General features: G+C 73.0%; 16 protein-coding genes. 10 read left to right on the plus strand and 6 right to left on the minus strand.

Annotated elements, in window-relative coordinates; genetic code table 11:
• Position 1: 1 nt before the first annotated feature.
• From BLT67_RS11100 to BLT67_RS11135, 8 genes are read left to right on the plus strand one after another with little or no spacing between them, the layout of a single operon-like run.
• On the plus strand, positions 2 to 1,108 hold the full coding sequence (locus BLT67_RS11100; RefSeq protein ID WP_231945480.1) for a branched-chain amino acid ABC transporter permease: 1,107 nt from the start codon (positions 2 to 4) through the stop codon (positions 1,106 to 1,108).
• 4 nt (positions 1,109 to 1,112) lie between these two features.
• Positions 1,113 to 2,654 (plus strand): class I adenylate-forming enzyme family protein, encoded by a 1,542-nt coding sequence (locus BLT67_RS11105; RefSeq protein WP_231945481.1) that lies wholly within the window; start codon positions 1,113 to 1,115, stop codon positions 2,652 to 2,654.
• Positions 2,651 to 3,382, plus strand: a complete 732-nt coding sequence (locus BLT67_RS11110; RefSeq protein ID WP_092667078.1) for a TetR/AcrR family transcriptional regulator — start codon at positions 2,651 to 2,653, stop codon at positions 3,380 to 3,382. Before BLT67_RS11105 ends, BLT67_RS11110 begins: the two co-directional genes overlap by 4 nt.
• Complete coding sequence (locus BLT67_RS11115; RefSeq protein ID WP_092667079.1) at positions 3,379 to 4,125, plus strand: 3-hydroxybutyrate dehydrogenase; 747 nt, start codon at positions 3,379 to 3,381, stop codon at positions 4,123 to 4,125. The genes BLT67_RS11110 and BLT67_RS11115 overlap by 4 nt, the downstream gene beginning before the upstream one ends.
• Positions 4,122 to 5,045: an alpha/beta hydrolase gene (locus tag BLT67_RS11120; RefSeq protein WP_092667640.1), complete on the plus strand. Its 924-nt coding sequence runs from the start codon at positions 4,122 to 4,124 to the stop codon at positions 5,043 to 5,045. The genes BLT67_RS11115 and BLT67_RS11120 overlap by 4 nt, the downstream gene beginning before the upstream one ends.
• On the plus strand, positions 5,045 to 5,815 hold the full coding sequence (locus BLT67_RS11125) for a CoA transferase subunit A (RefSeq protein WP_092667080.1): 771 nt from the start codon (positions 5,045 to 5,047) through the stop codon (positions 5,813 to 5,815). Before BLT67_RS11120 ends, BLT67_RS11125 begins: the two co-directional genes overlap by 1 nt.
• Before the next feature lie 20 nt (positions 5,816 to 5,835).
• Entirely contained in the window at positions 5,836 to 6,465 is a 630-nt protein-coding gene (locus tag BLT67_RS11130; RefSeq protein WP_092667081.1) for a CoA transferase subunit B, read from the plus strand.
• On the plus strand, positions 6,462 to 7,511 hold the full coding sequence (locus BLT67_RS11135) for an alpha/beta hydrolase (RefSeq protein ID WP_092667082.1): 1,050 nt from the start codon (positions 6,462 to 6,464) through the stop codon (positions 7,509 to 7,511). The genes BLT67_RS11130 and BLT67_RS11135 overlap by 4 nt, the downstream gene beginning before the upstream one ends.
• Before the next feature lie 179 nt (positions 7,512 to 7,690).
• On the opposite strand, the gene BLT67_RS11140 is transcribed toward BLT67_RS11135, so the two are convergent.
• The 4 genes from BLT67_RS11140 to BLT67_RS11155 form a co-directional block, all read right to left on the minus strand.
• Positions 7,691 to 8,608, minus strand: a complete 918-nt coding sequence (locus BLT67_RS11140; RefSeq protein ID WP_092667083.1) for a glycine betaine ABC transporter substrate-binding protein — start codon at positions 8,606 to 8,608, stop codon at positions 7,691 to 7,693.
• 59 nt (positions 8,609 to 8,667) lie between these two features.
• Entirely contained in the window at positions 8,668 to 9,624 is a 957-nt protein-coding gene (locus BLT67_RS11145; RefSeq protein ID WP_092667084.1) for an ABC transporter permease, read from the minus strand.
• Entirely contained in the window at positions 9,614 to 10,930 is a 1,317-nt protein-coding gene (locus BLT67_RS11150) for a quaternary amine ABC transporter ATP-binding protein (protein ID WP_172802011.1), read from the minus strand. Before BLT67_RS11150 ends, BLT67_RS11145 begins: the two co-directional genes overlap by 11 nt.
• Positions 10,931 to 11,253: 323 nt before the next feature.
• On the minus strand, positions 11,254 to 11,892 hold the full coding sequence (locus BLT67_RS11155) for a 3'-5' exonuclease (RefSeq protein WP_092667085.1): 639 nt from the start codon (positions 11,890 to 11,892) through the stop codon (positions 11,254 to 11,256).
• A gap of 80 nt (positions 11,893 to 11,972) precedes the next feature.
• Between BLT67_RS11155 and BLT67_RS11160 the strand changes: the two genes are divergently transcribed.
• On the plus strand, positions 11,973 to 12,335 hold the full coding sequence (locus BLT67_RS11160) for an SseB family protein (protein ID WP_092667086.1): 363 nt from the start codon (positions 11,973 to 11,975) through the stop codon (positions 12,333 to 12,335).
• On the opposite strand, the gene BLT67_RS11165 is transcribed toward BLT67_RS11160, so the two are convergent.
• Positions 12,332 to 12,793, minus strand: a complete 462-nt coding sequence (locus tag BLT67_RS11165; protein WP_092667087.1) for a DUF3515 domain-containing protein — start codon at positions 12,791 to 12,793, stop codon at positions 12,332 to 12,334. The two genes, BLT67_RS11160 and BLT67_RS11165, sit on opposite strands and share 4 nt — an antisense overlap.
• 33 nt (positions 12,794 to 12,826) lie before the next feature.
• Here BLT67_RS11165 and thiL point away from each other — a divergent pair, with 33 nt between their 5' ends.
• Positions 12,827 to 13,885, plus strand: coding sequence for a thiamine-phosphate kinase (gene thiL / locus BLT67_RS11170; protein WP_092667088.1), 1,059 nt, complete (start codon positions 12,827 to 12,829; stop codon positions 13,883 to 13,885).
• A gap of 8 nt (positions 13,886 to 13,893) precedes the next feature.
• On the opposite strand, the gene rsmD is transcribed toward thiL, so the two are convergent.
• Entirely contained in the window at positions 13,894 to 14,472 is a 579-nt protein-coding gene (rsmD, locus tag BLT67_RS11175) for a 16S rRNA (guanine(966)-N(2))-methyltransferase RsmD (protein ID WP_092667089.1), read from the minus strand.
• Between the last annotated feature and the right edge of the window lie 79 nt (positions 14,473 to 14,551).

Below are 14,551 nucleotides of genomic sequence, written 5' to 3' on the forward strand. Positions count from 1 at the left end.
GATGCGCACCTTCTTCTCGTCCGTCTGGGGCAAGCTCGCCGTCGGCGCCGCGATCGTCGTCGCGGCCCTGCTGCCGCTGCTGAACATCACGATCCCCGGGGTCCTGCCCGGCCCCACCTACACGCCGGGCGCACTGTCGGTGATGGCCTACGCGATGCTCATCGCCGCCCTCGCGCTCAGCTACCACCTCATCTTCGGCGTCGCCGGGATGCTGTCGTTCGGCCACGCGATGTTCTTCGCCGCGGGCGCGTACGGGCTCGGCATCCTGCTGAAGCTGCTCGCGCCCTCGGGCATGCCGAGCGAGGCGGTCTTCCTGCTCGCGATCGTCATCACCCTCGTCATCGCGCTCGTGCTCGGCAACCTCGTCGGGGCGCTCGCCCTGCGGGTCACCGGCATCTCGTTCGCGATGGTGACGCTCGCGTTCGCGCAGGCCGCGAACGTGATGATCCGCCGCAACACCGGCGGCCTCACGGGCGGCGAGGAGGGCGTCACCCTGACCGTCTCGATGGTGCCCGACGCGCTCGTGGGGGTCGTGAACACCCGCAACCTCTACTGGATGGCGCTCGCCATCCTCGTGCTCGTCTACCTCGCCTCGCTCTGGGTCGAGCGCTCGCGCCTCGGCCACGTCGTCGTCGCGGCGCGCGAGAACGAGCTGCGCGTCACCGTGCTGGGGCTGCGGCCGTACCACGTGCGGCTGTTCGTCTTCGGAGCCGCCGCGGTGCTCGCGGCCGTCGCCGGGATGGGCTTCATGCTGCTGCAGTCGAGCGCGACGCCGCGCATCTCGACGGCCGACTTCACCCTGACGCTCCTCGTGATCGTCGTGCTCGGCGGCGTCGGCTACCGCTGGGGCGCGATCGTCGGCGGCATCGTCTACACGATCCTCGACCAGCGCCTCGCGGCCCTCGCGTCGAGCTCGTGGATCGCCGACCTGCCGGCGGTGCTGCGCATCCCGCTCTCGGAGCCGCTGTTCATCCTCGGCATGCTCTTCGTCCTCGTGGTGATGTTCGCCCCGGGCGGCATCGTCGGCATCACGCACCGCCTCACGCGGCGCGCGGGCGGCAAGCGCGACGCCAAGGCGCCCGAAGTGCTGCAGGACGTGGAAGCCTAGACCGATGGCACCCGAGGCGATGACGCAGGGCGGGCCGGCGGCGGGGCCGCTGACGCTCGGCCGCTGGACGAGCGACCGCGCAGCGACGGATCCGTCGCGACCCGCGATCGTCGACCGCGGCGTCGTCGTCTCCTACGGCGAGCTCGAGGCGCGCGCCACCGCGCTCGCGCACGCGCTCGGCGAGGCGGGGCACGGGCGCGGCGCCCGCATCGCGACCGTCACCGGCTCGACCGCCGACCAGGTCGTGCTGCTGTTCGCGTGCGCGAAGGCCGGGGCGATGCTCGTGCCGCTGTCGTGGCGGCTGACGGCGGGCGAGCTCGCCGCGCAGCTCACGATCGCCGACCCGTCGCTCCTGCTCGTCGAGGACGACCACCTGCCGGTCGCCGAGGCCGCGCTCGAGCGCCTGGGCGGCCCCGGCATCCCCGTGACGTCGCTCGGCGCCGCCGGCGCCGAGGCGCATGTGCCGGATGCATCGGTGCCGCTCGGGCACGGCACCCCGGCCGACGACGACGGCCTCCTCATGCTCTTCACGTCGGGCACGACGAGCGAGCCGAAGGCGGTCGTGCTCACGCACGCGAACTGCGCCTGGAACAACCTCGCGCTCTCGCGCGCGACGCCGCTCACCCCCGAGGACGTCGTGCTGCAGGTGCTCCCGCAGCACCACGTCGCCGGCTGGAACATCCAGCCGCTCCTCGCGTGGTGGGTGGGCGCGCGCGTGGTGCTCGAGCGCACCTTCGACGCGGGGCGCGCGCTCGCGCTCATCGAGCGGCACCGCATCACGGCGACCATGGGCGTGCCGACGACCTACCGCGCGCTCATCCAGCACCCCGACTTCGCCGCGCGCGACCTCTCGAGCATCCGCACCGCCATCGTCGGCGGCGGCATGCTCGACCCGCGCGCGACCGAGCTGCTCGCGCAGCGCGGCGTGCGCGTGCAGCAGGGCTACGGCCTCACCGAGGCCTCGCCCAACGTCGCGATCTGCTACGACGAGAGCGACGCGGGCACCGCCGGCCGCGCCTACCCGCACGTCGACCTCGCGCTGCTCGTCGACGGCCGCGTCGAGCACGGACCCGGCGTGGGCGAGCTGCTCGTGCACGGGCCCACCGTCTTCCAGGGCTACTTCCGCGACCCCGAGGCGACCGCCGCCGCGCACCACGGGCCGTGGCTGCGCACGGGCGACCTCGTCTCGCGCGACGCGGCCGGCCGCATCCGCATCGTCGATCGCGTGAAGGACATCGTGCGCTCGGGCGCCGAGTCGATCGCGCCGATCGAGGTCGAGCTCGCGCTGCTCGAGCACCCGGCCGTCGCCGACGCCGCCGTCGCGGGCGTGCCGAGCGAGCGCTGGGGCGAGGAGCTCGTCGCATGGCTCGTGCTCGCCGAGCCGGTCGACGAGCGGGCGCTGCGCGCGCACCTCGACGGCCGCATCGCCGACTTCAAGCACCCCAAGCAGTACATGTTCGTCGAGAGCATCCCGCGCACGACGAGCGGCAAGCCGCTGCGGCGGGCGCTGACAGCCGCGCACGCGGGGGAAGGGGCGCGCGCATGACCGCCGAGCCGAGGACCAAGCGGGGCGAGCAGACGAAGGCCAAGCTGCTCGCGGCCGCCGAGGCGATCTTCGCCGAGCAGGGCTACCAGGCTGCGTCGATCTCGCGCATCACCGATCGCGCGCACGTCGCGCAGGGCACGTTCTACCTCTACTTCTCGTCGAAGCTCGACCTCTTCGAGCAGCTCGTCGAGGACCTCAACCGGCGCGTGCGGAAGGCGATGAGCGACGGCGCGGCACGCGGCACGAACCGCGCCGAGGCCGAGCGCGAGGGCTTCCGCGGCTTCTTCGCCTTCACCGCCGAGCACCCCGCGCTCTACCGCGTCGTGCGGGAGGCCGAGTACGTCGCTCCGGGCGCGATGCGCAACCACTACGAGCGCATCGTCGAGGGCTACATCGAGGGCCTCACGCGCGCGAAGGCCGCGGGCGAGATCGGCGACGTCGACCCCGAGGTCGCCGCGTGGGCGCTCATGGGCGTCGGCGAGATGATCGGCATGCGCTACGTGCTCTGGCCCACGGGCGATGCGGGCCCCTACGGCACCGGCGCGACGCCCGTGCCCGAGCACGTGTTCGACGAGATGGTCGCGTTCGTGCAGCGCGCGCTCGGCACGCCCGCCGCAGCCCCTGCATCCCCCGGCCTCGCGGTTGCCGCGTCCGCCACCACTGTCGCCGCCCACCCGGCGGCCGCCCAGCCCGTCGCGATCGCGACGCCGACGAAGGAGGAACCATGAGCACGCTCTCCGGCCGCAGGGCCGTCATCACCGGAGGCGGCGCCGGCATCGGCGCCGCGATCGCTCGCTCCTTCGCGGCGGAGGGCGCCGAGGTCGTCATCGCCGACCGCGACGGCGACGCCGCCGAGGCGCTCGCCGCCGAGCTGGGCGGCGAGGCCTGGCAGGTCGACCTGACCGACGTCGCCGCGCTCGAGTCACTCGAGCTGCGCGCCGACATCCTCGTCAACAATGCTGGCATCCAGCGCGTCGCCCCCATCCACGAGTACGAGCCCGAGATGTGGCGCCGCATCCACACGCTCATGCTCGAGGCGCCGTTCCTGCTCATCCGCGCGGCGCTGCCCGGCATGTACGAGCGCGGCTTCGGGCGCATCCTCAACCTCTCGAGCGTGCACGGCCTCCGGGCATCCGCCTTCAAGTCGGCGTACGTCGCCGCGAAGCACGGGCTCGAGGGGCTCTCGAAGGTCACGGCGCTCGAGGGCGCCCCGCACGGCGTCACCTCGAACTGCATCAACCCCGGCTACGTGAAGACGGCGCTCGTCGAGCAGCAGATCGCCGACCAGGCGAAGACCCACGGCATCCCCGAGAGCGAGGTGCTCGAGAAGGTCATGCTCACCGAGGCGGCCATCAAGCGCCTCGTCGAGCCCGAGGAGGTCGCCTCGCTCGCCACGTGGCTCGCCGGCCCCCACGCCGGCATGGTCACGGGCACCTCGTACGTCATGGACGGCGGATGGAGCGCCCGATGACCGAGCATGCCGCGCCCGCTCGCGAGGCGGCGCGCGCGTTCGTCGTCGCGGGAGGCTCGCTCACCGGCACCGTGTGGGGTGCGGATGCGGCGGGCACGCCCGTCGTCGCCATCCACGGGATCACGGCCAACCACCGCTCGTTCTCGTCGCTCGCGTCGCGCCTCGATGCGCGCGTGCTCGCCGTCGACCTGCGCGGCCGCGGCGGCTCGCGCGACCTGCCCGGCCCGTACGGGCTCGCGCAGCACGCCGACGACGTCGCCGACGCCATGCGTGCCGAGGGCATCGCGAGCGCGATCGTCGTCGGCCACTCGATGGGCGCCTACGTCGCCGTGCGGCTCGCCGCCGCGCACCCGGAGCTCGTGCGTGCGCTCGTGCTCGTCGACGGCGGGCTGCCGCTGCGGCCCTCGCCGGCCGGCGCGGAGCTCGCGCCCGAGGACGTGCTCGGGCCGGCGATCGACCGGCTGCGGATGACCTTCGAGAGCGCCGAGGCCTACCGCGACTTCTGGCACCAGCATCCGGCCTTCGGCCCCTACTGGAACCCGCAGATCGAGGAGTACGTCGACTACGACCTGCAGCGCATCGACGGGCAGCTGCGGCCCTCGGCCAACCCCGACGCCGTCGTCGCGAACCTCGTCGAGCTCGACGGCCGCGACGGCTACGCCGCGGCGCTCGAGTCGCTCACGCAGCCGATCGAGCTGCTGCGCAGCCCGCGCGGCCTGTTCGACGAAGCACCCGGCCTCTACGATGACGAGTGGCTCGCGACGTGGACGTCGCGCCTGCCCGCCCTCGCCGTCACCGACGTCGAGGACACGAACCACTACACGATCCTGCTGGGACGCGGCGTGGACGCGGTGGCCGATGCGGCCATCCGTGCCGACGCGCCCCCGACGGATCGCGCACCGGAGAGAGAGGCACGCTGATGGCCATCGACAAGACCTACGCGTCCGCCGCGGAGGCGGTCGCAGACATCCCCGATGGGGCAACCCTCGCCGTGGGAGGCTTCGGCCTCTCGGGCAACCCGATGGCGCTCATCCGGGCGATCGAGGATCGCGGCATCACGGGCCTCAAGGTGGTCTCGAACAACTGCGGCGTCGACGACTGGGGCCTCGGGCTCCTGCTGCGCAACGGCCAGATCGACAAGATGACCTCCTCCTACGTGGGCGAGAACAAGGAGTTCGAGCGCCGCTACCTCACGGGCGAGCTCGAGCTCGAGCTCACGCCGCAGGGCACGCTCGCCGAGAAGCTCCGCGCCGGCGGCAGCGGCATCGCCGCCTTCTACACCCGCACGGGCGTCGGCACCCAGGTGCAGGAGGGCGGGCTGCCCCAGCGCTACAACGCCGACGGCACCGTCGCCAAGGCATCCGCCCCCAAGCCCACCGCGACGTTCGAGGTGAACGGCGAGCCCAAGGAGTTCGTGCTCGAGGAGGCCATCACGACCGACTTCGCGCTCGTGCACGCGCTGCGCGGCGACCGCCACGGCAATCTCGTCTTCAACAAGGCCGCGCGCCAGTTCTCGCCCAACGCGGCCATGGCCGGCCGCATCTGCATCGCTCAGGTCGAGGAGCTCGTCGAGCCGGGCGAGATCGACCCGGATGCGGTGCACCTGCCGGGCGTGTTCGTGCACCGGATCATCGAGGTCGGCACCGACATCGAGAAGCGCATCGAGCGCCGCACCGTTTCCGAGCAGTAGAGAGCACGAGGAGAGCTGAGATGGCACTGACCCGCAACGAGATGGCCGCGCGCGCAGCCAAGGAGCTCGAGGACGGCATGTACGTCAACCTCGGCATCGGCCTGCCGACGCTCGTGCCGAACTACGTGCCCGACGACGTGACCGTCGTGCTGCAGAGCGAGAACGGCATCCTCGGCGTCGGCCCGTACCCGACCGAGGACAAGGTCGATCCCGACCTCATCAACGCCGGCAAGGAGACCGTCACGACCCTGCCGGGCACGTCGTTCTTCGACTCGGCGACGTCGTTCGCGATGATCCGCGGCGGCAAGATCGACGCCGCGATCCTCGGCGCGATGCAGGTGTCGGCATCGGGCGACATCGCGAACTGGATGATCCCCGGCAAGATGGTGAAGGGCCCGGGCGGCGCGATGGACCTCGTGCACGGCGCCGCGAAGGTCATCGTGCTCATGGAGCACGTCGCGAAGGACGGCTCGGCGAAGATCGTGAACGCGTGCTCGCTGCCGCTCACCGGCAAGGCCGTCGTCGACCGGATCATCACCGACCTCGCGGTGCTCGACGTGACGCCCGAGGGGCTGCGGCTCGTCGAGCTCGCGCCGGGCGTCACGCTCGAGGAGGTCCGCGAGAAGACCGAGCCGGAGATCCTCGCGTGAGCACCCTGCTGGACGGCATCGTCCAGGAGGCCGTCACGACCGACCGGCTCACCGCATCCGTCCTCCGGCGCACGCCCGAGGGCGCGGTCGGCGCGCCGATCGTGCTCATCCACGGCAACGTCTCGTCGTCGCTGTTCTTCCAGCCGCTCATGCTCGCGCTGCCGCGCGAGACCGTCGCGATCGACCTGCGCGGCTACGGCGACAGCGAGACGCTGCCGGTCGACGCCACGCGGGGCCTCGGCGACTTCGCCGACGACGTCGCGAGCGTGCTGGATGCGCTGGGCCTGACCGACGTGCACATCGTCGGCTGGTCGATGGGCGGCGGCGTCGTCATGCAGCTCATGCTCGACCGGCCGGGGCTCATCCGCTCGGCGACGCTCATCGCGCCCGTGCCGCCGCAGGGCTTCGGCACGCGGCTCGACGGCTCGCTGTGCACGCCCGACGGCGCGGGCACGGGCGGCCTCGGCGCCAACCCCGACTTCATCGCGCGGCTCGCGGCCGGCGACACCACCGACGACGAGCCGACGAGCCCGCGGAGCGTCTTCCGCTCGAGCTACGTCGCGCCGGGCTTCTCCGACGGGCGCGAGGACCTCTGGGTCGAGTCGATGCTGTCGACGAAGACGGGGGAGGGGAACCAGCCCGGCGACGGCGTCGCGTCGGACTCGTGGCCCGGCTTCGCGGCCGGCGGGCGCGGGGTGCTCAACACGATGTCGGCGGTGCACCTGGACCTCACCGGCATCGTCGATCTCGAGCGCAAGCCGTCGATCCTCTGGGTGCGCGGCGCGCACGACGCGATCGTGGGCGACGAGTCGTTCTTCGACTTCAACACCCTCGGCAAGCACGGCGTCGTGCCGGGCTGGCCCGGCGAGGAGGCGGCGCCGCCGCAGCCGATGATCGCGCAGACCCGCGCGGTGCTCGACGAGTATGCGGCCAACGGCGGCGCGTACCGCGAGGAGGTCTTCGAGGACGCGGGCCACTCTCCCCACATCGAGGACCCGGAGCGCTTCGAGCGCCTGCTGCTCGAGCACGTCGCCGCCGCCGACTGACCCCGCCGCAGGTCGAGGAGGCCGCGGCCGTCCCCTCGCTGGTCGAGTAGGCCGCGGAGCGGCCGTATCGAGATCGCACCGCTGCTCGTCTCACAGAGGTCCCGCTGGCTACGACCGCATCCACGCACGAGGGCCCCGCATCCACCGGATGCGGGGCCCTCGTGCTGCGCGGGTTGCGCCTACTCGGCCGCGGGAGCCGTGAGCGTGTCGACCCACTCGCGGTTCTCGTCGATCCAGGCCTCGACGATCTCGGGGTAGTCGCTCGGGTCGGCGTCGCTGTTGAACATCGCGTTCTCGAGCGAGAACAGCAGCTCCGAGTCCATCTCGAACGCCGAGAACCACTCGGTCAGCTGCGGGAAGTCCTCAGCGAAGCCCGTGCGGGCGATCGTGTGGATGCCCTCGGCCTCGCCGAGCGAGCCCTCCGGGTCCTCGAGGTCGCGGATGGCGAACTCGTCGTAGGCCCAGTGCGGGCGCCAGAGCGTGACGACGACGTTCTCGCCCGACTCGATCGCGCCGCTGAGCTCCGCGAGCATCGCGGGCGTCGAGGAGGTCTGGAACTCCATGCCCTCGAGGCCGTAGGTCGGGATGACCTCGTTCTGGGTCGCCTGCGTGAGGCCGGCGCCCGGTTCGATGCCGACGATGCGGTTGCCGAACGCATCCGCGTTCTCGGCGAGCTCGGCGATCGACTGGATCGGCGCATCCTCGTTGACGGCGAAGGTCAGCACCGCGTCGTCGTTCCAGGAGCCGAGGTCCTCGATCGAGTCGCCGTACTCCTCGAGGTAGCCCGCGTGGGTCATCGGCAGCCAGGCGTCGAAGTTGACGTCGTAGCTGCCGCTGCCGACCGCAGCCCAGACGGGGCCCGCGTCGGCGTACTCGAGCGTGACGTCGTAGCCCTGCTCCTCGAGCACGGCCTCCCACAGGTAGGAGACGGCCTCGCCCTCGGGCCAGCCGTTGAAGACGCCGACGGTCAGGTCGGTCTGGTCCGAGCCGGTGGCGCCCTCGGGCGCCTCGTCCGCCGCGTCGGTGCTCGCGCAGCCGGTCAGGGCGATCGCGGCAGCGCCGACGAGCGCCGCTCCGCGAAGGAATCGCTTCTGCATGTGTCCTCTTTCGTTTCGTGTCATATCTCTCTGGGTGGCCGCCGAAGCGGCCGGGGGGACTAGGCGCCGCGCGTGGTGGCGGGCGCGACGCGCTCAGCCTGAGCGGTCGCGCCGGCAGCGGCTGCCGTGCCCGCGTCCGCCGCCGCTGCGGCGCGCCGGCCGCGCAGCCGCGCGACCGGGCTGTGCTCCTGCAGGCTCCCGAGCGCGTTCGTGATGCGGTCGAGGATGATCGCGAGGATCACGACCGACAGGCCCGCCTCGGTGCCGAGGCCGACGTCGATGCGCTGCAGCGCCTGCACGATCGGCTGGCCGAGGCCGCCGGCGCCGACCATGGCGGCGATGACCACCATCGACAGCGACAGCATGATGATCTGGTTGACGCCCGTCATGATCGTCGGGAGCGCGAGCGGCAGCTGGATCTGGCGCAGGATGCGGCCGGGGGAGGCGCCGAAGGCGGTGCCCGCCTCGACGATCTCCTTGTCGACGCCGCGGATGCCGAGCTCGGTCAGGCGCACCCCGGGTGCCATGGCGAACGCGATCGTGGCGATGATGCCGGGCACGACGCCGATGCTGAACAGGATGATCGCGGGGATCAGGTAGACGAAGGCGGGCATCGTCTGCAGGAAGTCGAGCACCGGGCGCACGATCGTCGAGACGGTGTCGTTGCGCGCCGCCCAGATGCCGAGCGGGATCGCGATGGCGAGTGCGAAGAACGCCGCGACGAGCGTGAGCGCGAGCGTCGCCATCGCGTTGTCCCACTGGCCCACGAGGACGATCGCGAAGAGCCCGACGGCGGTGCCGACGCCCATCTTCCAGCCCCGCACCGCGAACGCGATCGCCGCGAGCACGAGGATGAGCACGATGGCCGGGGGCTCGGTGAGCACGAGCTCGACGACGTCGTAGAGCGCGCTCACGATCGCCTTGATGACGTCGAAGACGACCTTGACGTTGTCGGTCACCCAGTCGACGCCGGCCTCGACCCAGTCGCCGAGGGGGATGCGGAGATCATCGAGCATCGGGCACCTCCGTGGCGTCCAGGGTCTGCGTGACGAGGAGCGGATCGATCGCGGGCGGCATGTCGACCACCGCGAACTCCGAGGTGTCGGTCGAGACGTTGCCGAGCGCCGCGAGCAGCAGCACGCGCGGGATCACGCCGAGCAGCCGGCCGTCCTCGCCGACGACGGCGATCGGCATGCCGCTCGTGATGGCGATCTCCGGCAGGTCGGACAGGCTCGTGTCGGGCGCGACGGTCGGCACCGAGGTGTCGACGAGCGAGCCGAGGTCGGCGACGCCGCGCTGGATCGCGCGCAGCACGTCGCGGTCCTTCACGGCGCCGAGCACCTTGCGGCCCGTGCCCGTCACGAGCAGCCCGGAGATCTGCATGTCCCGCATGGTGCGGAGCGCGCCGCGCGGGCCGACGGTCACCGGCACGGCGGCGGCCGGCGGCTCCATGACGCTCGCTGCGGTCAGCACGCGCGTGCGGTCGACGTCCTGCACGAACTGCGCGACGTAGTCGTTCGCGGGGTCGGTCAGGATCTCCTCCGGCGTGCCGATCTGCACGATGCGGCCGTCGCGCATGACGGCGATCCGGTCGCCGAGGAACATCGCCTCGTTGAGGTCGTGGGTGATGAAGACGATCGTCTTGCCGAGCTCGGCCTGCAGCTCGACGAGCTGCTCCTGCATCTCGCGGCGGATGAGGGGGTCGAGCGCGCTGAACGCCTCGTCCATGAGCAGCACCGGGGTGTCGGCGCAGAGCGCGCGGGCGATGCCGACGCGCTGCTGCATGCCGCCGGAGAGCTCGCTCGGGAGCCGCTGCTCCCAGCCCTCGAGCCCGACGCGGCGCACGACGTCGCGGGCGAGCTCGAGCCGGCGTGCGCGCTCGACGCCCTGGATCTCGAGGCCGTACGCGACGTTCTCGAGCACCGTGCGGTGGGGCAGCAGCGCGAAGTGCTGGAACACCATCGACACCTGCGAGCGCCGCACGGCGCGGAGCCGCTTGGGGTCGACGCCCGTGACGCGCTCGCCCTCGATCTCGACCGTGCCGCTCGTCGCGTCGAGCAGTCCGTTGAGCATGCGGATGAGCGTCGACTTTCCGGAGCCCGACAGGCCCATGACGACGAAGATCTCGCCGCGCCGCACCTCGAACGAGGCGTCGATGACGGCGGCGGTGCCGAGCTTCGCGACATCGTCGCGGCTCGCACCGGAGGCCAGTCGGTCGGCGGCCTCTCTCGCGCGCCTGCCGAACACCTTGGTCAGATGCTCGACGCGCACGACGGTCTCGTCGACGGCCGGCCGCTCGCCGGTCGCGCGGGATTCGCTCACGTTCGCTCCTGTCGCCCCGATCGGGGTCTCAGTCGTGGACGGGTGCAGCCGCGTGCGCGGTGATTCGTCTGCCGTTCTCGCACGAATCAGCTCGTTCGCGAAGCGGCACCATACGCTCGCCAGCGGCTGGGATGCCGGCGGTCGCGTCCGTTGGAAGCGGGCGGCCGGATATGGCGGCCCGCTCCTCTACGTAACCATGCGCTACAACGAGGAGTTGGGAGGTGGAAACCCGGTTTTCGCGAGAAATCAACGGATGCGACGGATCCTCAGGCGAGGATCGTGATGGTTTCGTTATGGGTTGGGGGACAAGCAGCGGCGCAGGCTCACTGCCACCACGGGCGTTCGCGCTGCGCCGCGCGCCGCTGCGCGGCCAGCTCGGCGACCTGCTCGTGCCGCTCGCCGATCTCGTGGATGGCCGAGACGCACCGCTGCACGAGGGCGTCGATGTCGTCGCACTCGTGGCGGCGGGACGCCCCGATCACGATCGCCGCGCACGCCTCGGCGTCGCCCGCCGCGTCGTGATGCCGGAAGTCGTCGAAGCCGGCCGCGAGCGCCGCGACCGGCAGCCGGTACGACTCGAGCGCGTAGGTCTTGCGCGCAATGCGCAGCGAGTCGGTCCAGCGCATGTCGGGCACCGGCAGCCGCGCGGCCTTCGCCGCGGCCCGCATGACGCCCTTGTCGAAGCCGGCGTTGTGCGCGACGTAGACGTCGTCGCCGCCGAACTCGAGGATCCGGCGCTGGGCCTCGGCCCAGTCGGGCGCGTCGAGCACGTCGATCGCCCGGATGCCGTGGATGCGGATGTTCCACTCCCAGAACTCGTCGTAGGGGGCGGGCGGTCGGATCAGCGTCGACCACCGATCCACGATGAGGCCGTCCCGGACCTTCACGAGACCCACCGCGCACGCGGACGCGGCGTTGCCGTTGGCGGTCTCGAAATCGATCGCGGTGAAGTCGAGTGCCATGCCTGTCATCCTCCCAGGCCGCACCCACACCGCCCGCGAGCGCCGCGCATCCGCCCGCCGTCGTCTGCGAGCATTGGAGCATGGCCAACCCCACGCTCGACGCCCTGCACGCCATCGACGCCGCCGACCACGCGGGTGCGTGGGCGGTCGTGCGCGAAGCAGAGCTCGTCGTGCCCGCGGTGGTCGAGAACCCGCGCGACCCCGGCTCCGGCCGCTTCCTCGTGCTGCCGCACAAGGACATGCAGCTCGTCGTCGCCTTCACCGCCACGTCGCGCATCGGCGGCTTCGCGACGCGCACGCGCCGCCACCTCAAGCTCACGGGCGCCGAGCTCGCCGCGGGCATCCCGGCCGGGCACGCGATCGTGCTCGACCCGGGCCACGACGACGGGCGCGTCTTCCTGCCCGAGGTGATCGCGGCCGACGCCGCGCCCGCGGACGACTAGCTGCAGGCGCCGACGCGCTCGGTGCGGTCGACGGCGCCGGAGACGGCCTCGAGGGCCGTGACCGTGCTGACCGCGGTCGTGTCGATGACGATCTCGGTCGCGGGGGAGCGGCCGTAGGAGATGAACGTCCAGACGTCCTCCTCCTGGGCCACCTCGAGCCAGTCGACGCCGCCGACCTCGATGCACCGCTGGGCCGAGGGGGCGGGCACGGGCATGCCGCAGCGCAGGGTCACCGCGCTCGGGTCGCCCCACGCCGCCGTGCCCTGCGCCGTGGTGTCGCGGCGCTCGAGCGCCTCGTTGCCCGTCTGCTCGCCGATCTGCTCCGGCAGCGTCAGCACGACGTGGGCGCAGCCGGGGTCGGAGGCCTCCTCGGCGGGCGGCAGCGACACCGCGCTCGCGCAGCCGCTGAGCACCAGCGCGGCGGCCGCAGCGGCGGCGAGGAGGAGGGGGCGGGGCACCTCACGAGCCTACCGGCGGCTACGGTGGCGCTCATGGACGACGCCGCGCCCCACGATCCGACCCTCCACGAGGTGGGCGAGCTCGAGGCGCTGCGGCGCTTTCTGCCGCTGCTGCCCGCGGGCGACGCGACCGACGTCGGCCCGGGCGACGACGCCGCGGTCGTGCGCGCGGGCGACGGCCGCTTCGTCGTGACGACCGACACGATGCTCGAGGGCGCCGACTTCCGGCTCGGCTGGTCGACGTGGCACGACCTCGGCTGGAAGGCTGTCGCCACCAACCTCATCGACGTCGCCGCGATGGGCGCGCGGCCGACGTCGCTCGTCGTGGCGCTCGCAGTCGCGCCCTCGACGCGCGTCTCGGCCCTCGAGGGGTTCGCGCGCGGGCTCGCGGATGCGGTCGCGGCGATGGCGCCCGGCTGCGGCGTCGTCGGCGGCGACCTCGGCACCGCGCCGCACGCGACGGTCGCGGTCACCGCGTTCGGCGACCTCGAGGGGCGAGCGCCCGTGCTCCGCTCGGGCGCGAGGGCGACGGATGCGGTGTGGCTCGTCGGGCGGGTCGGCGCGGCCGCCGCGGGCCTCCGCCACCTCTTCGCGCAGGCCCAGGACGAGGCGGCGGTGCCGGTCGCCGCCGCCGTCGAGCGCCTGCGCGCCGGAGCCCGCGGCGCCGTCCTCGAGGCGCAGCTCGCGCCCGTGACGCCGATCGGGGCGGGCACCCTCCTCGCCGACCTCGGGGCGACCGCGATGCTCGACGTCTCCGACGGCCTCGCGCTCGACGCCGCCCGCGTCGCCCGCGCATCCGGGGTGCGGATCGCGCTCGAGCGCGCCGGCGTCGAGGCGGCGGCCGCAGACGTGCTCGCCGACGGGGCGGCGCCGGATGCGGCGCTCGAGGCGGCGCTGCACGGCGGGGAGGACCACGCGCTGCTCGTGACGCTGCCCGACGGCGTGCGGCCGCCCGCCGAGCTCGCCGGCCACCGGGTGCACCGCATCGGCCGCGTCGAGCCGCTCGCCGCGGGTGACGCGCCGGGCGTGACGCTCGACGGCGGCGCGGTCGAGCCGCGCGGCTGGGACCCGTATCGCGCGGTGGAGCTCTAGGGCGCTCCTCAGCCCCCGTGATCCGCGAACGAGCCGGTCGTCGTCAGGAAGTGCAGCGCCGTGTCGCCGTAGTCGCGCGTGCGCTCGAGCGCGAGGTCGCCGGGCGGCTCGAGCGGCCCCGCCTTGCGCGATCGCTCGACGACGACGGTCGCGGGATGCCGCAGCAGCGGCGCGAGGTCGACGAGCACGGCCGTGAGCGCCGCATCGGGCAGGTCGTACGGCGGGTCGACGAACACGAGGTCGAAGCTGCGCCCCGACCGCTGCAGGTACGACGAGACCGCCACCTGCTCGACGAGCGCGCGCGCCGCCCCCGCCTTCGCGACCGTCTCGGCGTTGCGCGACGCGACCTTCGCGGCGGCGCGGTCGCGCTCGACGAGCACGACGGTCTCGGCGCCTCGGCTCGCCGCCTCGAGCCCGAGCGCCCCCGAGCCCGCGAAGAGGTCGAGCACCGTCGCGCCGTCGCACAGGCTGCGCGCGTCGAGTGCGCCGAAGAGCGCCTCCCGCACGCGCTCGGAGGTCGGCCGGGTGCCGCGCAGCGGCACGTGCAGCCGCGCTCCTCCCGCGAGGCCCCCGATGATGCGCGTCATGCGGCTATCGTCGCACCTCCGCGCCACCCGACGCGACGGGGGAGCGCGGTGAGCGCACCGCCCGCGGCCCGCGACCGCG

The sequence above is a fragment of the Agrococcus carbonis genome (genome assembly GCF_900104705.1).
Taxonomy (GTDB): Bacteria; Actinomycetota; Actinomycetes; order Actinomycetales; family Microbacteriaceae; genus Agrococcus; species Agrococcus carbonis.

Coding starts and splice junctions, on each gene's coding strand:
- BLT67_RS11145 (WP_092667084.1), bottom strand. CDS start 9,624: ATGCTCGATGATCTCCGCATCCCCCTCGGCGACTGGGTCGAGGCCGGC.
- thiL (WP_092667088.1), top strand. CDS start 12,827: ATGGACGACGCCGCGCCCCACGATCCGACCCTCCACGAGGTGGGCGAG.
- BLT67_RS11130 (WP_092667081.1), top strand. CDS start 5,836: ATGGCACTGACCCGCAACGAGATGGCCGCGCGCGCAGCCAAGGAGCTC.
- BLT67_RS11115 (WP_092667079.1), top strand. CDS start 3,379: ATGAGCACGCTCTCCGGCCGCAGGGCCGTCATCACCGGAGGCGGCGCC.
- BLT67_RS11155 (WP_092667085.1), bottom strand. CDS start 11,892: ATGGCACTCGACTTCACCGCGATCGATTTCGAGACCGCCAACGGCAAC.
- BLT67_RS11105 (WP_231945481.1), top strand. CDS start 1,113: ATGGCACCCGAGGCGATGACGCAGGGCGGGCCGGCGGCGGGGCCGCTG.
- BLT67_RS11160 (WP_092667086.1), top strand. CDS start 11,973: ATGGCCAACCCCACGCTCGACGCCCTGCACGCCATCGACGCCGCCGAC.
- BLT67_RS11100 (WP_231945480.1), top strand. CDS start 2: ATGCGCACCTTCTTCTCGTCCGTCTGGGGCAAGCTCGCCGTCGGCGCC.
- BLT67_RS11120 (WP_092667640.1), top strand. CDS start 4,122: ATGACCGAGCATGCCGCGCCCGCTCGCGAGGCGGCGCGCGCGTTCGTC.
- BLT67_RS11110 (WP_092667078.1), top strand. CDS start 2,651: ATGACCGCCGAGCCGAGGACCAAGCGGGGCGAGCAGACGAAGGCCAAG.
- BLT67_RS11140 (WP_092667083.1), bottom strand. CDS start 8,608: ATGCAGAAGCGATTCCTTCGCGGAGCGGCGCTCGTCGGCGCTGCCGCG.
- rsmD (WP_092667089.1), bottom strand. CDS start 14,472: ATGACGCGCATCATCGGGGGCCTCGCGGGAGGAGCGCGGCTGCACGTG.
- BLT67_RS11125 (WP_092667080.1), top strand. CDS start 5,045: ATGGCCATCGACAAGACCTACGCGTCCGCCGCGGAGGCGGTCGCAGAC.